The organism is Betaproteobacteria bacterium, from assembly GCA_009377585.1.
In the GTDB taxonomy this organism is placed as follows: domain Bacteria; phylum Pseudomonadota; class Gammaproteobacteria; order Burkholderiales; family WYBJ01; genus WYBJ01.
The window spans coordinates 54,033-74,988 of record WHTS01000019.1 but is presented as its reverse complement, the minus strand read 5'-3'; the positions used below and the strand labels follow the sequence as shown (position 1 = coordinate 74,988).

Here is a 20,956-nt window from a genome sequence, read left to right as displayed (position 1 = left end):
CTAGACGTATTTGACTTCGAGTATCTCGTACTCGCGCGTGCCGCCCGGGGTATTGACCTCGACCACGTCGCCGGCGTATTTGCCGATCAGCGCGCGCGCGATCGGCGAGCTGATCGAGATCTTGCCCTGCTTGAGGTCCGCCTCGTCCTCGCCGACGATCTGATAGGTCATGACCTGGCGCGCATCCATGTCTTCCAGCTCGACGGTCGCGCCGAACACGCAGCGCCCGTCCGCGTCCAGCCGACCCGGATCGATCACCTGCGCATTGCCGAGCTTGGCTTCGACTTCGGCGATGCGGGTTTCGATGAAGCCCTGGCGCTCCTTGGCTGCATCGTATTCGGCGTTCTCCGACAGATCGCCGTGCGCACGAGCCTCGGCGATCGCGGTGATGACCGCCGGGCGTTCGACCGTCTTCAGCCGCTGCAGCTCGCTCTTGAGCTGTTCTGCCCCGTTGATAGTGACCGGTATGCGCCTCATGTGACTGGGTCCTTGAATCCATCTTCGACGGCGGATCTCGCCAGGCTGGCGTGCAGCCGCTGCAGCCGGTACGGCCGGAACTCGTGCGCACCGAGCAGCCCCGCGCACGCAGCCCGTGCCCCGGCCACCGTCGTGTAGTAGGTGACTCGCGCCTCGAGCGCCGCATGCCGGATCGCGTAGGAGTCCCGCAGGGCCGAGCGCCTGTCCTCCACCGTGTTGATGATAAGAGAAAAGTCGCCGTTCTTGATCATGTCGACGACGTTCGGCCGGCCTTCTTTGACCTTGTTGACCGGAGTCACGTCGATCCCGGCCGCGGCCAAGGCCGCCGCCGTGCCGCGCGTGGCATAAAGAGAGAACTCGAGCCGAGCAAGCGCGCGGGCGACATCGACCAGCGGCGGCTTGTCCGCGTCGCGCACGCTCAGAAAGACCTTGCCCGTGCTCGGCAGCCTCTGCCCGGCCGCAGCCTGCGATTTCAGGAACGCCTCCGAGAAGCTGTGGCCGATGCCCATCACTTCGCCGGTCGATTTCATCTCCGGGCCCAGGATCGTGTCGGCGCCGGGAAACTTGATGAACGGGAACACCGCCTCCTTCACCGAGTAGTACGGCGGCACCAGCGTGTCGGGGACGTTCTGCGCCGAAAGCGACTTGCCTGCCATGCAGCGTGCGGCGACCTTCGCCAGCGGCACGCCGGTTGCCTTGGACACGAACGGCACGGTGCGCGAAGCGCGCGGGTTGACTTCCAGCACGTAGATGGTCTCGCCCTGAATCGCGAACTGCACGTTCATCAGGCCCACCACATCGAGCGCCTTGGCGAGCGCGATGGTCTGGCGCGCGATCTCGTCCTGGACTGCGGGCTCGAGGCTGAACGGCGGCAGCGAACACGCCGAGTCGCCCGAGTGCACGCCCGCCTCCTCCACGTGCTCCATGATGCCGCCGATCACCACGCGTGTGCCGTCGGCAACCGCGTCCACGTCGACTTCGGTCGCAGCGTTGAGGAAGCGGTCGAGCAGCACCGGCGAATCGTTCGATACCTTGACCGCCTCGCGCATGTAGCGATCCAGATCCGAGGGCTCGTGCACGATCTCCATGGCGCGTCCGCCCAGCACGTAGCTCGGCCGCACCACCAGCGGATAGCCGATCTCCTCGGCGAGGCGCATCGCTTCAGCCGGGTCGCGCGCGGTGCGATTCGGCGGCTGGCGCAGACCGAGCGTCTCGATCATCTGCTGGAACCGCTCGCGATCCTCCGCGCAGTCGATCATGTCGGGCCTGGTGCCGATGATGGGCACCGCGTTTCGTTCCAGATCGCGCGCGAGCTTCAGCGGCGTCTGGCCGCCGAACTGCACGATCACGCCTTCCGGCTTTTCCACCGCGACGATTTCCAGCACGTCCTCGAGCGTGAGCGACTCGAAATAGAGCCGGTCGGAGGTGTCGTAGTCGGTCGAAACCGTTTCCGGGTTGCAGTTGACCATGATGGTCTCGAAGCCGTCATCGTGCAGGGCAAAGGCCGCGTGCACGCAGCAGTAATCGAACTCGATGCCTTGGCCGATCCGGTTCGGGCCACCGCCGAGCACCATGATCTTGCGCCGCTCGCTCGGCTGGGCTTCGCACTCCTCCTCGTAGGTCGAGTACATGTATGCCGTCTTGGTCGCGAACTCGGCCGCGCAGGTGTCGACGCGCTTGTAGACCGGACGGATGCCGAGCGCCTGGCGCCTTGCGCGCACGTCCGCCTCGGTCGACCGGGTCAGCCGCGCAAGCCGCCGGTCGGAAAATCCGCGGCGTTTGAGCTCCCGCAATGCATCGGCCGGCAGCGTATCGAGCGCTAGAGCGCGCACTGCGGCCTCGCGCCGCACCAGATCCTCGATCTGCACCAGGAACCAGGGATCGATATGCGAGGCAGCATGCACCTCTGCTACGGTGAGGCCGATGCGAAAGGCGTCGGCGACATACCACAAGCGTTCGGAGCCCGGATCGGCCAGCTCGCGCTCGATCAGCTCGCGCTCGCACGAGCGCTCGTCGAGACCGTCGCAGCCGGTTTCCAATCCGCGCAAGGCCTTCTGCAGCGATTCCTGGAACGTGCGCCCGATCGCCATCACTTCACCCACCGACTTCATCTGCGTGGTGAGACGCGCATTGGCCTGCGGGAATTTCTCGAACGCAAACCGCGGCACCTTCGTGACCACGTAGTCGATGGTCGGCTCGAACGACGCCGGCGTAGCGCCCCCGGTGATCTCGTTGCGCAGCTCATCGAGCGTGTAGCCGACCGCGAGCTTGGCCGCAACCTTGGCGATCGGGAAGCCAGTCGCTTTCGAGGCCAGCGCCGAGGAGCGCGACACGCGCGGATTCATCTCGATGATGACCATGCGCCCGTCGTGCGGGTTGATGCCGAACTGCACGTTCGAGCCGCCGGTATCGACCCCGATCTCGCGCAGGCACGCGATCGAGGCGTCGCGCATGATCTGGTATTCCTTGTCGGTGAGCGTTTGCGCGGGCGCGACGGTGATCGAATCGCCCGTGTGCACGCCCATCGCATCGAAGTTCTCGATCGAGCACACGATGATGCAGTTGTCGTTGCGATCGCGCACGACCTCCATCTCGAACTCTTTCCAACCGATCACCGACTCCTCGATCAGCAGCTCGCGCGTGGGCGATGCATCGAATCCACGCTCGCAGATCTCGACCAACTCCTGGCGATTGTAGGCAATGCCGCCGCCGCTACCGCCCAACGTGAACGATGGTCGGATGATGGTCGGAAATCCCACCAGCGCCTGCACCTGCAGCGCTTCTTCCATGCTGTGCGCCAGCGCCGAGCGCGGGCTGGAGAGCCCGATGCGGCTCATCGCCGCCTTGAACTTCTCCCGGTCTTCTGCCTTGTCGATCGCCTCGCGCGAGGCGCCGATCATCTCCACCTGGTATTGTTCGAGCACGCCCTGGCGCGCCAGGTCGAGCGCGCAATTGAGCGCGGTCTGCCCGCCCATGGTTGGCAGCAGCGCGTCCGGGCGCTCGGCGGCGATGATGCGCTCGAGCACCTGCCACTGGATCGGTTCGATGTAGGTCGCGTCCGCCATCTCCGGGTCGGTCATGATGGTGGCCGGATTGGAATTGACCAGCACGACCCGGTAGCCTTCCTCGCGCAGCGCCTTGCAGGCTTGCACGCCGGAATAGTCGAATTCGCACGCCTGGCCGATGACGATCGGCCCGGCCCCGATGATGAGGACCGACTGGATGTCAGTGCGTCGCGGCATCCCCGTCTTTCCTGTCCATCATGTCGACGAACCGATCGAACAGGTAGTCGACGTCGTGCGGGCCCGGGCTCGCCTCGGGGTGGCCCTGGAAGCAGAACGCCGGCCGGTCGGTGAAGGCGAAGCCTTGCAGGCTGCCATCGAACAGCGATACGTGCGTGACACGGGTGTTCGCGGGCAATGTATCGGACGCAACCTCGAAACCGTGATTCTGGCTCGTGATCAGCACCCGCTTGGTATCGACGTCGAGCACCGGATGGTTGGCGCCGTGATGGCCGAACTTCATCTTGCGCGTGCGCCCTCCGGCAGCCAATCCCATGAGCTGGTGCCCCAGGCAGATGCCGAATACCGGGATGCGCGTATCGAGCAGCTCGCGAATCGCCTCGATGGCGTAGCCGCACGGCTCGGGGTCGCCCGGCCCGCTGGAGAGGAAGACGCCGTCGGGATGAAGCGCCAGCACCTCCCTGGCGCTGGTCTGCGCCGGCACCAGCTTCACCTCGCAGTCGCGCGTGGCGAGCTTGCGCAGGATGTTGCGCTTGACGCCGAAATCGTAGGCCACCACCCGGCGCCTCGGCTGTCTCTGCCGCCCATAGCCCGACCCGAGCTGCCACTCGGTCTCGTCCCAGCAGCCTTGCTCGGAGCAAGTCACCACTTTTGCGAGATCCATGCCGGAGAGTCCCGGGAACGCGCGCGCGGTGGCGAGCGCTTCGGCTTCGTCGATCCGCCCGGCCATGACACAGCCCGCCTGCGCGCCCTGATCGCGCAACAGGCGCGTGAGCTTGCGCGTGTCGATGCCCGCGATGCCGACCACGCCGTATTGGCGCAGGTACTCGTCCAGGGCGAGGTTCTTGCGCCAACTGCTCGGCGCGAGCGCCAACTCGCGGATCACCAGTCCGGCGACCTGCGGGCGGCTCGCCTCCACGTCTTCGACATTGACGCCGGTATTGCCGATGTGCGGGTACGTGAGTGTGACGATCTGGTTGCAGTAGGAGGGATCAGTGAGGATTTCCTGATAACCGCTGATCGCGGTATTGAATACGACTTCGCCGCAGGCGATCCCATCGGCGCCTATGGATACGCCACGGAACACCGTTCCGTCGGCGAGGGCGAGGATGGCAGGTTTCGACACGCGAGCTCCGGAGGCAACAGACATGCGAAGCGGGATGCGCCATCGGCCCATCCCGCTCGAAGTCGGGAAATTATATCCGACGCCCCGCGAGGCGGGCAAACGACGACGCCTACCGAAACAACTACCCGACTACCGAAGGGGCTCAGCGCAGGCCGAGCACGTCCTGCATGTCGAACAGTCCCGACGGCTTCGATTGCAGCCAGCGCGCGGCACGTATGGCACCTTGCGCGTACGTCGCCCGGCTGGAGGCCTTGACGCTCACTTCGACCCGCTCGCCGCCGCCGGCAAAGAGCACCGTGTGGTCGCCGACGATGTCCCCGCCCCGGATCGCGGAGAAGCCGATGGATCTCGGATCGCGCTCTCCGGTGACGCCGTGGCGGCCGTGGACCGCGCACGCCGCGAGATCGCGGCCGAGCGTTGCGGCGATGATCTCACCCATCTTCAACGCTGTTCCCGAGGGGGCATCGACCTTGTGGCGGTGATGCGCTTCGATGATCTCGATGTCGTAGCCGTCGTTGAGCACCTGGGCGGCTTGCGCGATGAGCCGGAACGCGAGGTTGGTCCCCACGCTCATGTTCGGCGCCATGACGATCGCGATGTCGCCGGCACCCTTCGCGATCGAAGCGCCTTCGTCGGCGGAGAACCCGGTCGTGCCGATGACCATCTTCACCCCATGGCTACGGCAAGCGCTCAGGTGCGCCAGCGTGCCTTCGGGCCGGGTGAAATCGATCAGCACGTCGCTACCTGCGATGGCGGCGAGGTCGGCCTTGACCGGAACGCCGCAGGGCGAGCCGATCAGCTCCCCCGCGTCCTTCTCCACGGCCGGATGGCCGCGCGCTTCGAGCGCCGCATGCAAGTCGAGACCCGGTGCGTTCAAGACCGCTTCCAGCAATGCCCGGCCCATCCGTCCGCCGCTGCCCGCGATCGCAACTTTCATCGTGGCGCCCTTACAACCCGATCTTGTCCAGCAAGCGGCCGAAGAAGCCTTTTTCCTCGGCCGTTTCGGTGCCCGGCTTTTGCTCCGAGTCCGATTTCGAGTCGGACTTCTCGTGCGTCTGGCCCGCGAGTTTGCGCTCCGCATTGGCCATCGGGACCACGTCGCCTTCGATGCGCTTCAACGTATCGCCATCGAACAGCAGAACGAGGCGCCGATGCTCGACCACCTGGCCGCCCTTGTTGAGGTAGTAGACATAGTCCCAGCGGTTCTGGTGAAACGCATCGGCGATCGGCGGCGTGCCCATTACGAAGCGCACCTGCTGGCGCGTCATTCCGGGCTTCAATTTCGCTACCATCTCCTGCGTGACCACGTTGCCCTGCTGGATGTCCATCCGATACGGCTTCAGACCAGGCAGCATCGGCACCTTCTGGCAGGCGCCCAGCGTCAGGCAGATACCCGCCGCGACAGCGAGCAAGCGGCAGTAACGCGCAGCCGGCATGGGGTTCGTCTTGATTTGCAAGGGTGCGTAAACTCAATATGATAGCCTGAACCCATCCGGGACGCGGCGATGAACCCCAATCTCAAAAGTAGCGGCCTCAAGGCCACCCTGCCGAGGCTGCGCATCCTCAATCTGTTCGAGAATGCGAGCGTGCGTCACATGAGCGCCGACGATATCTATCGGCTGCTCATGCAGGAAGGGCTCGATATCGGACTGGCCACCGTGTATCGCGTGCTGACGCAGTTCGAGCAGGCCGGGCTGCTCATACGCCACCACTTCGAAAGCGGCAAGGCGGTATTCGAGCTCAACCAGGGCGGTCATCACGATCACCTGGTGTGTCTGCAATGCGGGCGCGTGGAAGAATTCTACGACGCGGAGATCGAGAAGCGTCAGGAGCGCATCGCGCACGAACGCGGTTTCAGCATCCATGAGCACTCGTTGTCGCTGTACGTCGATTGCACCAAGCCGGATTGTCCGCACAAGCCGGGCTCGCACGGCTAGACACTTTCCGGCGGTTTCGGTGGCCGACTCGCGCCTCAGGATGACGCCGCCCACCGGCTCGCTGCGCGCAACATCTCGGTGGCGTGCTCGCGTGTGGCGCGCGTGATCTCGAGCCCGCCCAGCATGCGCGCGAGCTCGTCGACCCGCAGCGACCCGTCCAGTCGCTGCACGCGGCTCGCGACCGCACCTCCGTGCTCGTCCTTGCTGACACGCCAATGGTGCTCGGCGCAGGCTGCGACCTGAGCCAGGTGGGTTACGCACATGACCTGGTGGCGCAGGGCCAGCCGCCGCAACATCCGGCCGACGATTTCGGCCACCCGCCCGCCGATGCCGGCATCGACCTCGTCGAAGATGAGCGTGGGCACCTGCGCGACCTGCATGAGCGCGCTCTGGATCGCGAGGCTCAGCCGCGACAGCTCGCCGCCGGACGCGACCTTCGCCAACGGACCGGGATCGACGCTCGCATGTGCGGCGACGCGAAACTCGATTCGCTCCATGCCGTGCGCCGTGGCTTCGGCCAGCGGCTCGATGGCGGCCTCGAAGCGCCCGCCGCTCAACGCAAGCTCTTGCATCGCGCTCGTCACCTCGCGGCCGAGCTTCGCCGCCGCCTTGCGCCGGGCGGCAGTCAACTTGGCCGCAAGTGGCCGATACGCCGCTTTGGCTTCCGCGATCTCGCGTTCGAGCCGGCTCAGATCGAGATCGTGCTCCAGTTCGGCCAGCCGCGCCTGCGCCGCCTGCAAGGCGCTTGGCAGCGCCTGCGGCGTAAGACGGAACTTGCGGCAGGCATCGTGCACGGCTTGCAGCCGGCTCTCGATCTGGGCGAGCCGCGCCGGATCGATGTCCAGGCGTGAGCGGTAACGCTCCAGCTCGTGCACCGATTCGCCGATCTGGATCTGCGCGCCCTCAATCATCTCGAGCACCGCGGCCAGCTCCGGATCGAGCTCGGCAGCCCGGCTCAAACGGCTTGCAACGGTAGCCATCAGGCGCGTCGCGGCAAGCTCGCCGTCCGCCAGCGTTTCGATCGCAGCCGACGCGGCTTCGATCAGGCTCGCCGCATTGGCTGCGCGCACGTGCTCGGCATTGAGCTCGGCCCACGGCTCCGGCTGAAAGTCCAGACGCTCCAGCTCGGCTGCCTGCCAGCGCAGCTCATCGCGCTCGAGCGCGAGGCGTGCGGCATCGCTGCGGGCGGCCGCGTAACGCGACTCGAGCTCGCTCGAGCGGCGGTAGAGCGCGCCCACTTCCCGGGCGAGATCGACACAGCCCGCGTAGGCATCGATCAATTCCCGCTGGGCTGCGGGGCGCGTAAGCGACTGGTGCGCGTGCTGGCCGTGGATGTCGACCAGCATCTCGCTCAGTTCGCGCAACTGCGCGACGGTGGTCGCGTGGCCGTTGACGAAGGCGCGCGAACGCCCGCCCGTCTCCACGCTCCGGCGCACGAGGCAGATGCCCGGATCGCCCTCCAGCCCCGCCTCGGCAAGCCAGGCGGCGAGCGTTTCGGCGTTTCGCTCGAGCTCGAATTCGGCGCTCACTTCGGCCTGCTTGGCGCCGGCCCGGATCATGCCCGCATCGGCGCGCTCGCCGAGCAGCAACGACAGGGCATCGATAAGGATCGACTTGCCGGCGCCTGTTTCCCCGGTGAGGACCGTGAAGCCGGCGTCGAACTCGAGCACCGAGTGCTCGACGATGACGAAGTCGCGGATGGCGATGCGCTTGAGCATTCGCGCTCAGGCGATACGCCTGTTGTGCCCGCAGCCCGCGGCGCGCGAGCCCAGCGGCACTAGTAGGTCTCGCTCCAATGCAGCTTCTCCCGCAGCATGTGGTAGTAGCTGTAACCGGGCGGATGCAGCAGGCGCGTGAAGTGATCGAAGCGCCGCACCAGCAGGCGATCGTCGTCGCGCAGGGCGAAGTGCGAGTGGTTGTCGAAGTGCGCGAGCGCATCCGGAGCCGAGCGCATCGTGATCTCCACTGTGGCATCGCTCGACACCGCGATCGGACGATTGGACAGCGTGTGCGGGCACACCGGCACGAGCGCCATCACCCGCACCGACGGGTGCAGGATCGGGCCGCCGGAAGACAAAGCGTACGCGGTCGAGCCCGTGGGCGAAGCGACGATGATGCCGTCGGAGCGCAGCGTGTAGACGAACTGGCCGTCGATGCGGACGTCGAACTCGATCATGCCGCCCTTGACGCCCTTGCTCACCACCACGTCGTTGAACGCCAGCACCTGGAAGCGGCGGGCGCCGTCCGAATAGACCTCGGCGGCGAGCAGCATGCGCTCTTCCACCGTGTAGGAACCGTCGAGGATCATGCCGATCGTCTCGCACATGGCATCGAGCGGGATGTCGGTGAGAAAGCCCAGCCGGCCGAGATTCACGCCCACCAGCGCGGTATCGAACGGCGCGAAGGTGCGCGCGATGTTGAGCATGGTGCCGTCGCCGCCGATCACGATCGCGAGCTCTGCCTGGCGGCCCACCTCGTCGAGCGGCAGCACGGCATAGCGTGTCTGCCCGACGTGACCCGCGGTGAGCCGGTCGAGCAACACGCGCACACCGCGCGCATCGAGGTAATTGGCGAGCTTGAGCAGCGGCTCGGCGATATCGGGACTGTTGTATTTGCCGATGAGACCGACGGTGGCGAACGAAGCGCTCATGCGGCCGATTGTAAGGGCAGGCCGCGCATCCTGTCCCGGACTTCAGGCCGTATGCCGCGGTTGCCGTCGCGCAACCCAAACGGTGCATACGGCTGCTGGCGAAACGTTCACCCCTTGGCCGTTCGCCCCTCCATGCGCGCGGCATGCTTGCCGGCGCCAAGACTTCCTTCGAGCCCGACAGCATAGAGGCGCGGCTACCCGGCGTCCATGTCGCAAAGGCAAAAAACGAGCATTGGCTTGCCGGACGAGCGCGAGACGGTAGAATGGTCTCATGCTGAACGACCGCGCGCAGACCTTGCTGAAGACCCTGGTCGAACGCTACATCGCCGAAGGCCAGCCGGTGGGCTCGCGCGCGCTTTCCCGCTACTCCGGACTGGAGTTGAGCCCGGCAAGCATCCGCAACATCATGGCCGACCTGGAGGACATGGGCTTCATCGCGAGCCCGCACACCTCCGCCGGACGCGTGCCGACCGCGCGCGGTTACCGCCTCTTCGTCGACACGCTGCTCAAGGTGCGCCCGCTGGCCGAGCTCGAGATCAGCCACCTCGAAGGCCAGATTCAGCCCGACAGCATCGAGCGCATGATGAGCTCGGCGTCGCAGTTGCTGTCGGATCTGACGCGTTTCGCCGGCGTGGTGCTGGCGCCGAAACGGCGCAGCATCGCCTTTCGCCACATCGAGTTTCTGAATCTCACCGACAAGCGCGTGCTGCTGATCATCGTCACGCCGGAGGGCGACGTTCAGAACCGCATCATTTTCACCGACCGCGCCTATTCACCGAGCGAGCTCACCGAAGCGACCAACTTCGTCAACCAGCATTACGCCGGATTGCAGTTCGAAGAGATCCGGGTTCGTATCCGCGGCGAGCTGCAGGAGCTGCACGCCGACATGTCGCGGCTGATGACGGCCGCACTGGAAGCGGGCAGCCAGGCGGTTTCCGATCCGGTCGACAACGTGGTGATCTCGGGCGAAGGCCATCTTCTGGAGGTCGATGACCTCTCGTCCAATCTCGCGCGCCTGCGCCAGCTGTTCGGCCTGTTCGAGAAGAAGACCGAGTTGCTGAAGCTGCTGGACTTGTCCAGCCGCGCAAACGGGGTGCAGCTTTTCATCGGCAACGAGTCGGGCCTGGTGCCGCTGGACGAGTGCAGCGTCGTGACCGCGCCCTACGAAGTCGACGGCCAGGTGGTCGGCACGGTGGGCGTGATCGGCCCTACCCGGATGGCGTACGAGCGCGTCATTCCGATCGTCGACATCACCGCGAAGCTGCTTTCGAGCGCCCTGTCCAACCGCGTGCGCGCCGAGGATTGAGCGTGGCTCGGGCGCGGCCGCAACAGAGCGTGCGGCTGCGGCCTGGTTGATGGCGCACTACCGACCCGAGCCGCCGTTTCGTCACGGCACGGCATCCAGCCCTGGAATTCTCCTGGTCAACCTGGGAAGCCCGCAAGCGCCGACCGCGCCGGCGCTCCGGCGCTATCTGCGCGAGTTCCTGTCCGACCCACGCGTGGTCGAATTGCCGCGCGTCCTGTGGCTTCCGTTGCTCCATACAACCGTCCTGACGACCCGCCCGCGCAAATCCGCCCGGCGCTACGCCGCGATCTGGAGCGGCGAAGGCTCTCCACTTCTGGTCCATACCGCCCGCCAGGCCGTCATGCTGCGCGGCTATCTGGGTGAGCGCCATCTGGGTGAGCGCCATCTGGGTGAGCGCCATCTGGGTGAGCGCCATCTGGGTGAGCGCCATCTGGGTGAGCGCCATCTGGGTGAGCGCCATCTGGGTGAGCGCCATGGCGGCCGCATCGAAATCGAATGGGCAATGCGCTATGGTTCGCCGTCGCTTGCGCAGGGATTGGATGCACTGCGCGCGCGCGGCTGCGATCGTATTCTGATCCTTCCCCTCTATCCGCAGTACGCGGGCAGCACGACCGGCTCGGTGATGGACGCCGTGCACGCAACGATCGCGAGGGTGCGAAACGTTCCGGCGCTTCGGTTCGTGAAGCACTTTCACGACCATTCCGGCTATATCGCCGCCCTGGCCCAGAGTGTGCGCGACTACTGGATGCAGACGGGGCGGCCCGACCTGCTGGTCATGAGCTTTCACGGCGTCCCGCGCTTCACGCTGGATCGCGGTGATCCTTACCACTGCGAATGCCAGGCGACGGCAAGACTCCTGGCCGAAGCGTTGGCGCTGCCTGGCGAGCGGTATCGGGTGGCATTCCAGTCGCGCTTCGGTCGCGCCCGCTGGCTGCAACCGTACACGGCGGACGTGCTGGCGGAGCTCGGACGCAGCCGAACCGCGCGGGTGGACGTGATCTGTCCCGGGTTCGTGTCCGACTGTCTGGAGACGCTGGAAGAGATCGCCCTGGAAGGCAAGTCGGCCTTCCTGCGTGCCGGCGGGCAGGCCTTTCATTACATCCCGTGCCTGAACGAGCGCGACGACTGGATCAAGGCGCTGACCGACATCGCGGCCGATAACCTGCACGGGTGGCTTGCTCCGGAGGACCCAGCCGCGCTCGCGGCCGGCCGCGCTCGTGCGCTGGCGCTCGGCGCCAAAGGCTGAGCGCGCTTCGGCTTCGGCTCGGCGGCTTGAAATTGCAAACCGGCGGCCCCATGTGGCCGCAGAAGGTCAGCGCATAAGCCAGGCAGGAATATTCTATGAATCAAGATGATGACAAGTTTTCGCAAGGTTACGGCGACGCTGCGGAAGGCGCCGGGACGGCGGCCGACAGCATGCCGGGGTTGGACGAGTTGCTGCGCAAGGCCGAATTGCAGGCGCAGGAGCACCACGACGCGTGGCTGCGCGCCAAGGCCGACGCTGAAAACGTACGCAAACGCGCGCAAATCGACGTTGCAAACGCCCACAAGTTCGGGGTCGAGAGCTTCGCCAATTCGCTCTTGCCCGTAAAGGACAGCCTGGAGGCAGCCCTTGCCGCGCAGAACGACACGGTCGAAAGCTTGCGCGGCGGCGTCGAGCTGACGCTCAAGCAGCTCGACGCCGTCTTCGACAAGTTCACCCTCACCGAGATCAACCCGGTGGGCGAGAAGTTCGATCCGCACCGGCACGAGGCGATGACGATGGTCGAAGCCGACGCCGAGCCGAACACCGTCGTTCAGGTGTTGCAGAAGGGTTACGCGCTGCACGATCGGGTGATACGGCCGGCCTTGGTCTCGGTCGCGGCGCCAAAGCGCAGCCTAGCTTGAAATTGCTCGCCAAACCCCAAATTCATTCACCACTTGCATGGGCATGGTGCGGCCGAGAATGGGCGCAGTTTTCATGCCGGTGACGAAATCATTCGCTGACAGTACAGTTAGGAAACGACCATGGCAAAGACTATAGGCATCGACCTCGGGACCACGAATTCGTGCGTCGCGATCATGGAGAACGGCCAGCCCAAGGTGATCGAGAACTCGGAAGGCGCGCGCACCACGCCTTCGATCGTGGCTTACGCCGAAGACGGCGAAGTGCTGGTGGGCGCGCCCGCCAAGCGCCAGGCCGTCACCAATCCGAAGAACACGCTGTTCGCCGTCAAGCGCCTGATCGGCCGCCGCTTCAAGGATGCCGAGGTGCAAAAGGCGATCAAGCAATCGCCGTTCGCCATCGTCGAGGCGTCCAACGGCGACGCCTGGGTGGAAGCACGCGGCAAGAAAATGTCGCCGCCCGAAGTGTCCGCCCAGGTCCTGATGAAGATGAAGAAAACCGCGGAGGATTACCTCGGCGAGCCGGTCACCGAAGCGGTCATTACCGTTCCGGCCTACTTCAACGACTCGCAGCGCCAGGCGACCAAGGATGCGGGACGCATCGCGGGCCTGGAAGTCAAGCGCATCATCAACGAGCCGACCGCGGCGGCGCTCGCATTCGGGCTGGACAAGAAGACGGGCGATCGCAAGATCGCGGTCTACGACCTGGGCGGCGGCACGTTCGACATCTCGATCATCGAGATCGCCGAAGTCGAGGGCGAGCACCAGTTCGAGGTGCTGTCGACCAACGGCGACACCTTCCTCGGCGGCGAGGACTTCGACCAGCGCCTGATCGAATATCTTTGCGACGAGTTCAGGAAGGAAAGCGGCATCGACCTGCGCAAGGACATCCTGGCGCTGCAGCGGCTCAAGGATTCGGCCGAGAAGGCGAAGATCGAGCTCTCCTCCTCGCAGCAGACCGAAGTGAACCTTCCATACATCACCGCGGACGCAAGCGGGCCGAAGCACCTGGCGGTCAAGATCACGCGCGCCAAATTCGAGAGCCTGGTCGAGGATCTGATCGATCGCACCATCGAACCGTGCCGCACGGCGATCAAGGACGCCGGCATCAAGCTTACCGACATCGAGGACGTGATCCTGGTGGGCGGCCAGAGCCGCATGCCGAAGGTGCAGGACAAGGTGAAGGAGTTCTTCGGCAAGGATGCGCGCAAGGACGTCAATCCGGACGAAGCCGTTGCGGTCGGCGCGGCAATCCAGGCCGGCGTGCTGCAAGGCGACGTGAAGGACGTGCTGCTTCTGGACGTGACCCCCCTCTCGCTCGGCATCGAGACCCTGGGCGGCGTCATGACCAAGCTCATCCAGAAGAACACCACCATTCCGACCAAGGCGAACCAGGTGTTCTCGACCGCGGACGACAACCAGACGGCGGTGACCATCCATGTGCTGCAGGGCGAGCGCGAGATGGCAACTCACAACAAGAGCCTCGGCCAGTTCAACCTGACCGACATTCCGACCGCGCCGCGCGGCATGCCGCAGATCGAAGTCACGTTCGACATCGACGCGAACGGGATCCTGCACGTCTCCGCCAAGGACAAGGCCACCGGCAAGGAGAACAAGATCAAGATCCAGGCGAGCTCGGGCCTGTCGGAGGAAGAGATCAAGCGCATGGTGAAGGACGCCGAAGCGCACGCCGAGGACGACCGCAAGGCGCGCGAGCTGATCGACGCCCGCAACCAGTGCGACAGCATGATCCATTCGGTGAAGAAGTCGCTGACCGAGTACGGCGAGAAGGTGCCGGCCGACGACAAGGCGCGCATCGAGCAAGCGCTGAAGGAAGCCGAAGAGGCGCTCAAGTCCGACGACAAGGCCGCGATCGAGGCGAAGACCGAGGCGCTCGCGCAGGCGGCGCACAAGCTGGCCGAGCAGATGTACAAGGAGAGCCAAGCGCAGCCTCAGCCCGGCGGCGAGCAGGGCCCGGCCGGCGGCGAATCGAAGCCCGATGACAATGTCGTCGATGCGGAGTTCGAGGAAGTGAAAGACAAAAAGTAGATCACGGCGAGGGAGACAGCGAAGAAGCGAATGGATGCAGGGTACGGCGGCCCGAGTCGCCGTACCCTTGTGCCGTTCGCGTGCCGCGTTCTGCTATAAGCAGTCCGGCGCGCTTTCTGCTTCATGTCGCAGCCTAGCCCAGATATTTCACCAGGTCGGCCCGAATGAGAACCAACGCTTTGCGTAATGAAGTGATTGAGCGAGTGGTCGCCAAGTACGATTTGAACGCCGGCCTGCACGGGCGCTGGCGGCCGATTTGCGGCCATTTTGGGCATGTCCGTCTTGCCAATAGGCTGGCAAACGACTACGCCGGGTCCGGCTTTGGCTGCGACGGCCGAGCCCAAACTGGCTCGCAACTCGACTCGCCGTTCGCCGGCGCGAACGTATACGTTCGCGAATTCCCGGCGAACTCCCGTGCCCCGATGAAATATCCGGGCTAGCCCGATCGATTGCCCCAAGAGACGATGGCCAAAAGAGACTACTACGAGATACTGGGCGTCAACCGCGATGCCTCGGACGACGACCTGAAGAAGGCGTATCGCCGCCTGGCGATGAAGTTTCATCCGGACCGCAATCCGGACAATCCGAAGTCCGAGGAGCATTTCAAGGAGGCCAAGGAAGCCTACGAGATCCTGAGCGACGGGCACAAGCGCTCGGCATACGACCAGTATGGCCATGCCGGAGTCGATTCGAGCGTGGGCGCGGGCGCAGGCGGCTTCAACAACTTCGCCGATGCGTTCGGCGACATCTTCGGCGACATCTTCGGCGGCGGGCGTCGCTCCAACGTCTATCGCGGCGCCGATCTTCGTTACAACCTCGAGATCAGCCTCGAGGAGGCCGCGCGCGGCACCGAAACCAAGATTCGCATCCCGGCGCTGGAGGAATGCGAAACCTGCCATGGCACCGGCGCCAAGCCCGGTACGCAGCCGGTGAGCTGCCCGACCTGCGGTGGCGTGGGCCAGGTGCGCATGCAGCAGGGCTTTTTCTCGATACAGCAGACCTGCCCCAAATGCCACGGCAGCGGTCGGGTCGTGCCCACGCCGTGCGGCACCTGTCATGGCGCCGGGCGCGTGAAGAAGCACAAGACCCTTTCGGTCAAGATTCCGAGCGGGGTCGACGAAGGCGACCGCATCCGGCTCTCCGGCGAAGGCGAGGCCGGCACCAACGGCGGTCCGCCGGGCGACCTCTACGTCGTGATGCATATCGCGCAACACGCCGTCTTTACGCGCGACCACAACGACCTGCACTGCGAGATGCCGATCAGCATCACGACCGCCGCGCTAGGCGGCGATATCGAGATTCCGACCCTCGACGGATCGGCCAAGATCCGTATCCCGTCCGAGACGCAGACCGGCAAGATCTTTCGCCTGCGCGGCAAGGGTATCAAGGGCGTGCGCTCGGCCCAGCACGGCGATCTGATGTGCCACGTGGTGGTGGAAACGCCGGTGAACCTGACGGCACGGCAGAAAGAGCTGCTGCAGGAGCTGGAAGAGATCAGCGCCTCGCACGATGGCGAGCACAACCCGCGTGCCCGCTCCTGGATGGATAAAGTGAAGGAGTTTTTTGGGACGTAGCCCCAAAAAAACGCTTCACTTTACGGCGAAGACTTACCTGGAAGCGCAGCACCATGATAATCGGAGGCACCCACCGACCGGCGCATTGACACTCTTCCGCCGAGCCAATACGCTCGATTGCTCCCTGATCACGCACACTGCGGCGGCACGATGATTTCGATTCGCATCGAATCAGCGACCGACGCCCGGAGGAGGAAATCATGCTTGGGCTCAAACACCGGGGCGCCAGCCTGGTCGGTCTATTCATTTTGCTTGCCGCCGCCGGCGCCATCCACGCACAACACTATCCCTCTCGATCGGTACGCATCATCGTGCCGTTTTCGGCGGGCGGGCCGACCGACATCCTCGCACGCCTGCTCGCGCAACGCCTGACGGAGTCCATGGGACAGCAGTTCATCGTCGACAACCGTGCCGGCGGCGGTGGAACCATCGGCGCGCAGGCCGCCGCGCGCTCGGCCCCCGACGGCTACACGCTCTACATCGGCGGCATCACCTCGCTTGCCATGGCGCCGCACACGCACAGCAAGCTGCCCTACGATCCGTTCAAGGATTTCGTGCCGATCACCAAGCTCACCCAGCAGCCGGTGATGCTGATGGTGCATCCGGTGCTGCCCGCGCGCTCGGTGAAGGAGTTCGTCGCGCTGGCGAAAGCGAAGCCGGGTGCGCTCGACTATGCCTCCTCGGGTATCGGCGGCTCGGGGCACCTTGCCGGCGAGCTGTTCAAGTCGGTTGCGGGAATCAACATGGTGCACGTGCCGTACAAGAGCGCAGCACCGGCGCTGACCGACCTCGTTGCCGGCCAGGTCCAGGTCATGTTCGGCACGCTGCTCGCCTCGGTGCCGCACATCAGGAACGAGAAAGTGCGCGGCGTCGCATTGACGGGCCCGCGGCGGGTCGAAGCGCTGCCGCAAGTCCCGACGTTCCTCGAAAGCGGTATCTCGAATTTCGACGCAAGCTCGTGGAATTGCATGATGGCCCCGGCGGGAACCCCGCAGCCGGTCGTCGCACGGCTCAATAGCGAGCTCGTGCGCATCGTCCGCGATCCCGCGGTCCTGCAGCGGCTCAAGGGTGACGGCGTGACCGGAACCGGCAGCACGCCGCAGGAACTCGCCGAGTACCTCGAATCCGAGTCAGCCAAGTGGGGCAAGGTCGCCCGTGATGTCGGGATCAAGGTCAACTGAGGAGGCCGCGCAACGCGCGCAGCTGGCAAGCGTTGTCTTTCGCCCCGACGCAATCGCACTGGTCGGTGCATCCGACGATCCATCCCGGCTGACCTCCCGCCCGCAACGGGTGCTGCGCCGCCACGGCTACAACGGCAGCATCGTCCCGATCCACCCGACGGGGGATCGCATCGCCGGCGAACGCGCCTACCAGTCGCTGGCCGCCGTACCCGAAGCACCCGATCACGCCTTCGTCATGCTGCCGTCCGTGGCGGTACCCCAGGCGATCGAGGATTGCGCCGCGGCCGGCGTGAAGGTCGCGACCATCCTGAGTGCCGGCTTCAGCGAAACCGGTGCACGCGGCCGGCGCCGCCAGGACGCAATCGTCGCCGTGGCCCGAGCCGCGGGGATGCGCCTGATCGGACCGAACTGCCTCGGCCTCATCAACGTCTGCGGCAACTTCGCGCTCTCCGCCAACGCCGTTTTCGAGCACGAGACCCTGCGGCCCGGGGCTTTGAGCGTGATATCGCAAAGCGGCTCGATGCTCGGCGCGATCGTCACGCGGGCGCAGGAGCGCGGACTCGGCTTCTCCAAGCTGATCTCGGTCGGCAATGAATGCGACCTCGCGGTCGGCGAGCTGACGCATCTGCTGGTCGACGACGCCGATACCCGCGCCATCCTGCTTTTCCTGGAGGCGCTGCGCGATGCGGATATCCTGGCAGCAGCCGCCCAGCGGGCATTCCAGGCAGACAAGCCGGTGATCGCGTTCATGCTGGGCCGATCCGCGGCCGGGCGGGAAGCTGCCGCCACGCACACCGGAACCCTGGCGGCCGATGCGCGCGTCGCGAAGGCTTTTTTTCATGCGAACGGCATCCTATGCGTGGACGTGTTCGAGGCACTGTTCGAAACGGCGCAGCTGGTGCTCGGCCATCGGCCGCCCGCCGGCCGCCGCGTCGGCACAGTGACCGTGAGCGGCGGCGCGGCCGCGATGGTGGTGGATCGGCTCGGGCTATCCGGCATCGCACTCGCGCCGCCGCCTGCGCACGTGGTCGAAAATCTCGCTGCCCGGCGTATTCGCACTACGGATGCTCGGGTGATCGATCTGCCGATGGGCCGTGCCGACGGCGGTGCTTATGCCGCCGTTTTGGACGAGCTGATCGCATCGGATCATTGCGATCTGGTGCTCGCCGTGCAGGGATCCAACGCGGCCTACGCGCCGGACTCGGTTCGCGAACGCGTACTGGCGGCAAAGCGGGGTGGGAAACCGCTCGCCGTTTTCGTCGGCCCGCGCGCCGAACGTGCGCTGTTGTTGCTCGAGGAGCACGGCGTGGCGGCCTTTCGTACGCCCGAAGCGTGCGCCAGCGCGATCCAGGCGTATCTCGATTGGCATGCGCCGCAGCCGCGCGCACGGGTGCCCGAAACCCTTGCGCGCGTCCTGCGTGCCGCGATCCGGGCAGCCGGCGGCGGGTGGTTGAACGAGTACGAAGCAGCGAAAGTGCTTGCTGCCGTCGGCATTCCGTTCGCGCCTGCGTGCGTGGTGCAAAGCGGCGCCGACCCGGTCGACCTGCCGTTCCCGGTCGCGGCGAAGCTCTTGTCGCGCGATATCGCCCACAAAACCGATCTGGGCGGCGTGCTGCTCGACATTGCGGATGCGGCCGCATTGGCTCGTTCGGTCGATGCGATCCTGGCCAGCGCGCGCTCGCTCCGTCCGCATGCACGGATCGACGGGGTGCTGGTGCAGGCGATGCAGCGTGGCCTGGGCGAGGCGATCGTCGGCTTTCGCCGCGACCCGCAGGTCGGCCCGATCGTGCTGGTCGGCGCCGGCGGAAGCATGGCCGAATTCTGCGGCGATCCCGCGATTCGCCTGGCGCCCGTCAGCATCGCCACCGCCGCTGCCATGATCGGCGAAGTGCCTGCGCTGGCGCCGCTGCGCGGCCTTCCGATGGCGCCGCTGCGCGGCCTTCGCAACCGGCCGCCCGGCGACCTGAGCGCGTTCGCGCAGACCATTCATCGCCTGTCGCTGCTCGCGTGCGACGCGACGGTATTGGAGGCGGAAATCAATCCGCTGATCGTGGCAGCCGAGGGCGTGGTTGCAGTCGACGCGCTGGTGCGCCTGGCCGATGCATGCACCGGCGAGCTGCGCTGACGAACGACGACTCGAAGCACCGGGCCGGGTCCGAGCCTGCGCGCAGCTCCGCGCTGCTTCCCTCTATGGAGTCGCAGGCATGAATCCTACGTCGATCACGCCTTGTGCCGGGCGACGAAGTCCCAATCGATCTCGACGCCGAAGCCGGGCTTGTCGTTCAGCTCGACGTAGCTCGCCTCGATGCGGGCGCGTTCCCGGTACATGCCCTCCCACACCGGGTTGCGCTTCGGGTTGCCGTTCACCTCGACGCCGAAGGACGCGCCCGGAAACGCAGCGCACAGATGCGCGTGCACCTCCGGCACCTGGTGTGGGGCGATGCGCGCGCCGAACTGCTCGGCCAGGTGCGCAATACGCACCGATTCGGTGAAGCCAGCTGCGCGGGTGGAATCGAACTGCACGTAGCGGAGCGCGCCGCAGGCAAGAAAGTCGCGCACCGTAAAACGGGTCAGCTCGCGCTCGCCGTGCGCGAGCGGTATCGGCGTGGCTTCGGCGAGCCGCTTGAAATCCGCCGGCTGCAGGTACCAGTGCAGCGGCTCCTCCAGCCAATGGATCGAGAACGGCTCCACCCGGCCGGCGAATTCGATGCAGCGCGCCAGATCGTAGGGCGCGTTCATGTCGAGCATGAAGAGCGTATCGCGGCCGATCGCTTCACGGGTGGCGCGAATGCGCTCGACTTCGGTATCCATGGCAAGCCCGCAGCACTTGAGCTTGACGCCCTTGAAGCCGCGCGCGACGAAGCCGGCAAGCTCATCGGCACAGGCGTTCGGCTCGGCGCTCGCCCGGTAGTAACCGCCCGTGGCATAGACGAAGACCGGGCGCTTCTCCCCGCCCAGCAGCTTGTAGACCGGCTGGCCTGCGGCCTTGCCCTTGATGTCCCAGAGCGCGATGTCGATGCCGCCGATCGCCGCCATGATCTGCGGCCGTGCGCTGCGCGGCAACGGCGCGATGACGCCCGGCCGCGCAGGCATCGCTCCGGGCCGGGGCGAAGTCAACGCGAACAGCGCATCCCAAATCTCCGTATGCGCCCGCGGGTCCATGCCGCGCGCCACTTCGCCCAGGCGCTCGACCCACTTGCATACCTCGGCCATGGGGCCGGCGTGGATCTGCCCGACGCCGCAAAGACTCTCGTCCGTGCGCACCTCGACCAGGATGTTGGTCGCGTGATCGTGCGCCTCGTGCGCCGTCCACGATGCTTCGTCCAGCGGGATGGAAATCGGGTGGGTCTTGATCGCGGTGATCTTCATACGCCTTCGAGCCGGAATAGTACGACGATCAGTATATAGCCCACCGCCGCAACCAAAATCCCGCGATACTGGATCAGCCAACAAAGTGAGCTGATACAAGCGGATTTCGGTGCAGGCTCATGTCGCGAACGAAGGCGACGTGATGCCGGAACCAAAAAAAA

At 65.7% G+C, this 20,956-nt stretch carries 17 protein-coding genes; 9 read left to right on the top strand and 8 right to left on the bottom strand.

Annotation, left to right across the window (positions count from 1 at the left end):
• The 5 genes from greA to bamE all read right to left on the bottom strand — a co-directional run bounded on the left by greA (window position 1) and on the right by bamE (window position 6,200).
• Window positions 1-477: a transcription elongation factor GreA gene (greA, locus tag GEV05_09120; protein ID MPZ43549.1), complete on the bottom strand. Its 477-nt coding sequence runs from the start codon at window positions 475-477 to the stop codon at window positions 1-3.
• Window positions 474-3,719: a carbamoyl-phosphate synthase large subunit gene (carB, locus tag GEV05_09115; GenBank protein ID MPZ43548.1), complete on the bottom strand. Its 3,246-nt coding sequence runs from the start codon at window positions 3,717-3,719 to the stop codon at window positions 474-476. Before carB ends, greA begins: the two co-directional genes overlap by 4 nt.
• On the bottom strand, window positions 3,703-4,869 hold the full coding sequence (gene carA / locus GEV05_09110) for a glutamine-hydrolyzing carbamoyl-phosphate synthase small subunit (GenBank protein ID MPZ43547.1): 1,167 nt from the start codon (window positions 4,867-4,869) through the stop codon (window positions 3,703-3,705). Before carA ends, carB begins: the two co-directional genes overlap by 17 nt.
• A gap of 118 nt (window positions 4,870-4,987) precedes the next feature.
• Window positions 4,988-5,782 carry a 4-hydroxy-tetrahydrodipicolinate reductase gene (dapB, locus tag GEV05_09105; GenBank protein ID MPZ43546.1) on the bottom strand — a complete coding sequence of 265 codons (795 nt, stop codon included), beginning with the start codon at window positions 5,780-5,782 and terminating at the stop codon, window positions 4,988-4,990.
• Window positions 5,783-5,792: 10 nt separating this feature from the next.
• Window positions 5,793-6,200 carry an outer membrane protein assembly factor BamE gene (bamE, locus tag GEV05_09100; GenBank protein ID MPZ43545.1) on the bottom strand — a complete coding sequence of 136 codons (408 nt, stop codon included), beginning with the start codon at window positions 6,198-6,200 and terminating at the stop codon, window positions 5,793-5,795.
• A gap of 150 nt (window positions 6,201-6,350) precedes the next feature.
• On the opposite strand from bamE, the gene fur reads away from it, so the two are divergent.
• Window positions 6,351-6,782 carry a ferric iron uptake transcriptional regulator gene (gene fur, locus GEV05_09095; protein MPZ43544.1) on the top strand — a complete coding sequence of 144 codons (432 nt, stop codon included), beginning with the start codon at window positions 6,351-6,353 and terminating at the stop codon, window positions 6,780-6,782.
• A gap of 35 nt (window positions 6,783-6,817) precedes the next feature.
• Here the strand turns inward: fur and recN are convergent, their stop codons facing one another.
• Together recN and GEV05_09085 are read right to left on the bottom strand one after the other, a co-directional pair.
• Window positions 6,818-8,500 (bottom strand): DNA repair protein RecN, encoded by a 1,683-nt coding sequence (gene recN / locus GEV05_09090; GenBank protein ID MPZ43543.1) that lies wholly within the window; start codon window positions 8,498-8,500, stop codon window positions 6,818-6,820.
• A 59-nt stretch (window positions 8,501-8,559) separates the two neighbouring features.
• The gene (locus tag GEV05_09085; GenBank protein ID MPZ43542.1) at window positions 8,560-9,432 is read right to left on the bottom strand and encodes an NAD kinase; all 873 of its coding nucleotides are present in this window, start codon (window positions 9,430-9,432) and stop codon (window positions 8,560-8,562) included.
• A 271-nt stretch (window positions 9,433-9,703) separates the two neighbouring features.
• Between GEV05_09085 and hrcA the strand changes: the two genes are divergently transcribed.
• The 8 genes from hrcA to GEV05_09045 all read left to right on the top strand — a co-directional run bounded on the left by hrcA (window position 9,704) and on the right by GEV05_09045 (window position 19,551).
• Window positions 9,704-10,738 (top strand): heat-inducible transcriptional repressor HrcA, encoded by a 1,035-nt coding sequence (gene hrcA, locus GEV05_09080; GenBank protein ID MPZ43541.1) that lies wholly within the window; start codon window positions 9,704-9,706, stop codon window positions 10,736-10,738.
• A 49-nt stretch (window positions 10,739-10,787) separates the two neighbouring features.
• Window positions 10,788-11,984 (top strand): ferrochelatase, encoded by a 1,197-nt coding sequence (gene hemH, locus GEV05_09075; protein ID MPZ43540.1) that lies wholly within the window; start codon window positions 10,788-10,790, stop codon window positions 11,982-11,984.
• Window positions 11,985-12,079: 95 nt separating this feature from the next.
• Window positions 12,080-12,625: a nucleotide exchange factor GrpE gene (gene grpE, locus GEV05_09070; protein MPZ43539.1), complete on the top strand. Its 546-nt coding sequence runs from the start codon at window positions 12,080-12,082 to the stop codon at window positions 12,623-12,625.
• Window positions 12,626-12,745: 120 nt separating this feature from the next.
• Window positions 12,746-14,671 carry a molecular chaperone DnaK gene (gene dnaK / locus GEV05_09065; GenBank protein MPZ43538.1) on the top strand — a complete coding sequence of 642 codons (1,926 nt, stop codon included), beginning with the start codon at window positions 12,746-12,748 and terminating at the stop codon, window positions 14,669-14,671.
• Between the two features lie 164 nt (window positions 14,672-14,835).
• Window positions 14,836-15,111, top strand: a complete 276-nt coding sequence (locus GEV05_09060) for a hypothetical protein (protein MPZ43537.1) — start codon at window positions 14,836-14,838, stop codon at window positions 15,109-15,111.
• 24 nt (window positions 15,112-15,135) lie between these two features.
• A complete protein-coding gene (dnaJ, locus tag GEV05_09055; protein ID MPZ43536.1) occupies window positions 15,136-16,245 on the top strand; it encodes a molecular chaperone DnaJ in 1,110 nt (369 codons plus the stop codon).
• Between the two features lie 200 nt (window positions 16,246-16,445).
• The gene (locus GEV05_09050) at window positions 16,446-17,426 is read left to right on the top strand and encodes a tripartite tricarboxylate transporter substrate binding protein (GenBank protein ID MPZ43535.1); all 981 of its coding nucleotides are present in this window, start codon (window positions 16,446-16,448) and stop codon (window positions 17,424-17,426) included.
• Window positions 17,404-19,551, top strand: a complete 2,148-nt coding sequence (locus tag GEV05_09045; GenBank protein MPZ43534.1) for a CoA-binding protein — start codon at window positions 17,404-17,406, stop codon at window positions 19,549-19,551. The genes GEV05_09050 and GEV05_09045 overlap by 23 nt, the downstream gene beginning before the upstream one ends.
• A 95-nt stretch (window positions 19,552-19,646) precedes the next feature.
• Here GEV05_09045 and GEV05_09040 read toward each other — a convergent pair whose 3' ends face one another.
• Window positions 19,647-20,795: a hypothetical protein gene (locus tag GEV05_09040; protein ID MPZ43533.1), complete on the bottom strand. Its 1,149-nt coding sequence runs from the start codon at window positions 20,793-20,795 to the stop codon at window positions 19,647-19,649.
• Window positions 20,796-20,956 lie beyond the last annotated feature (161 nt).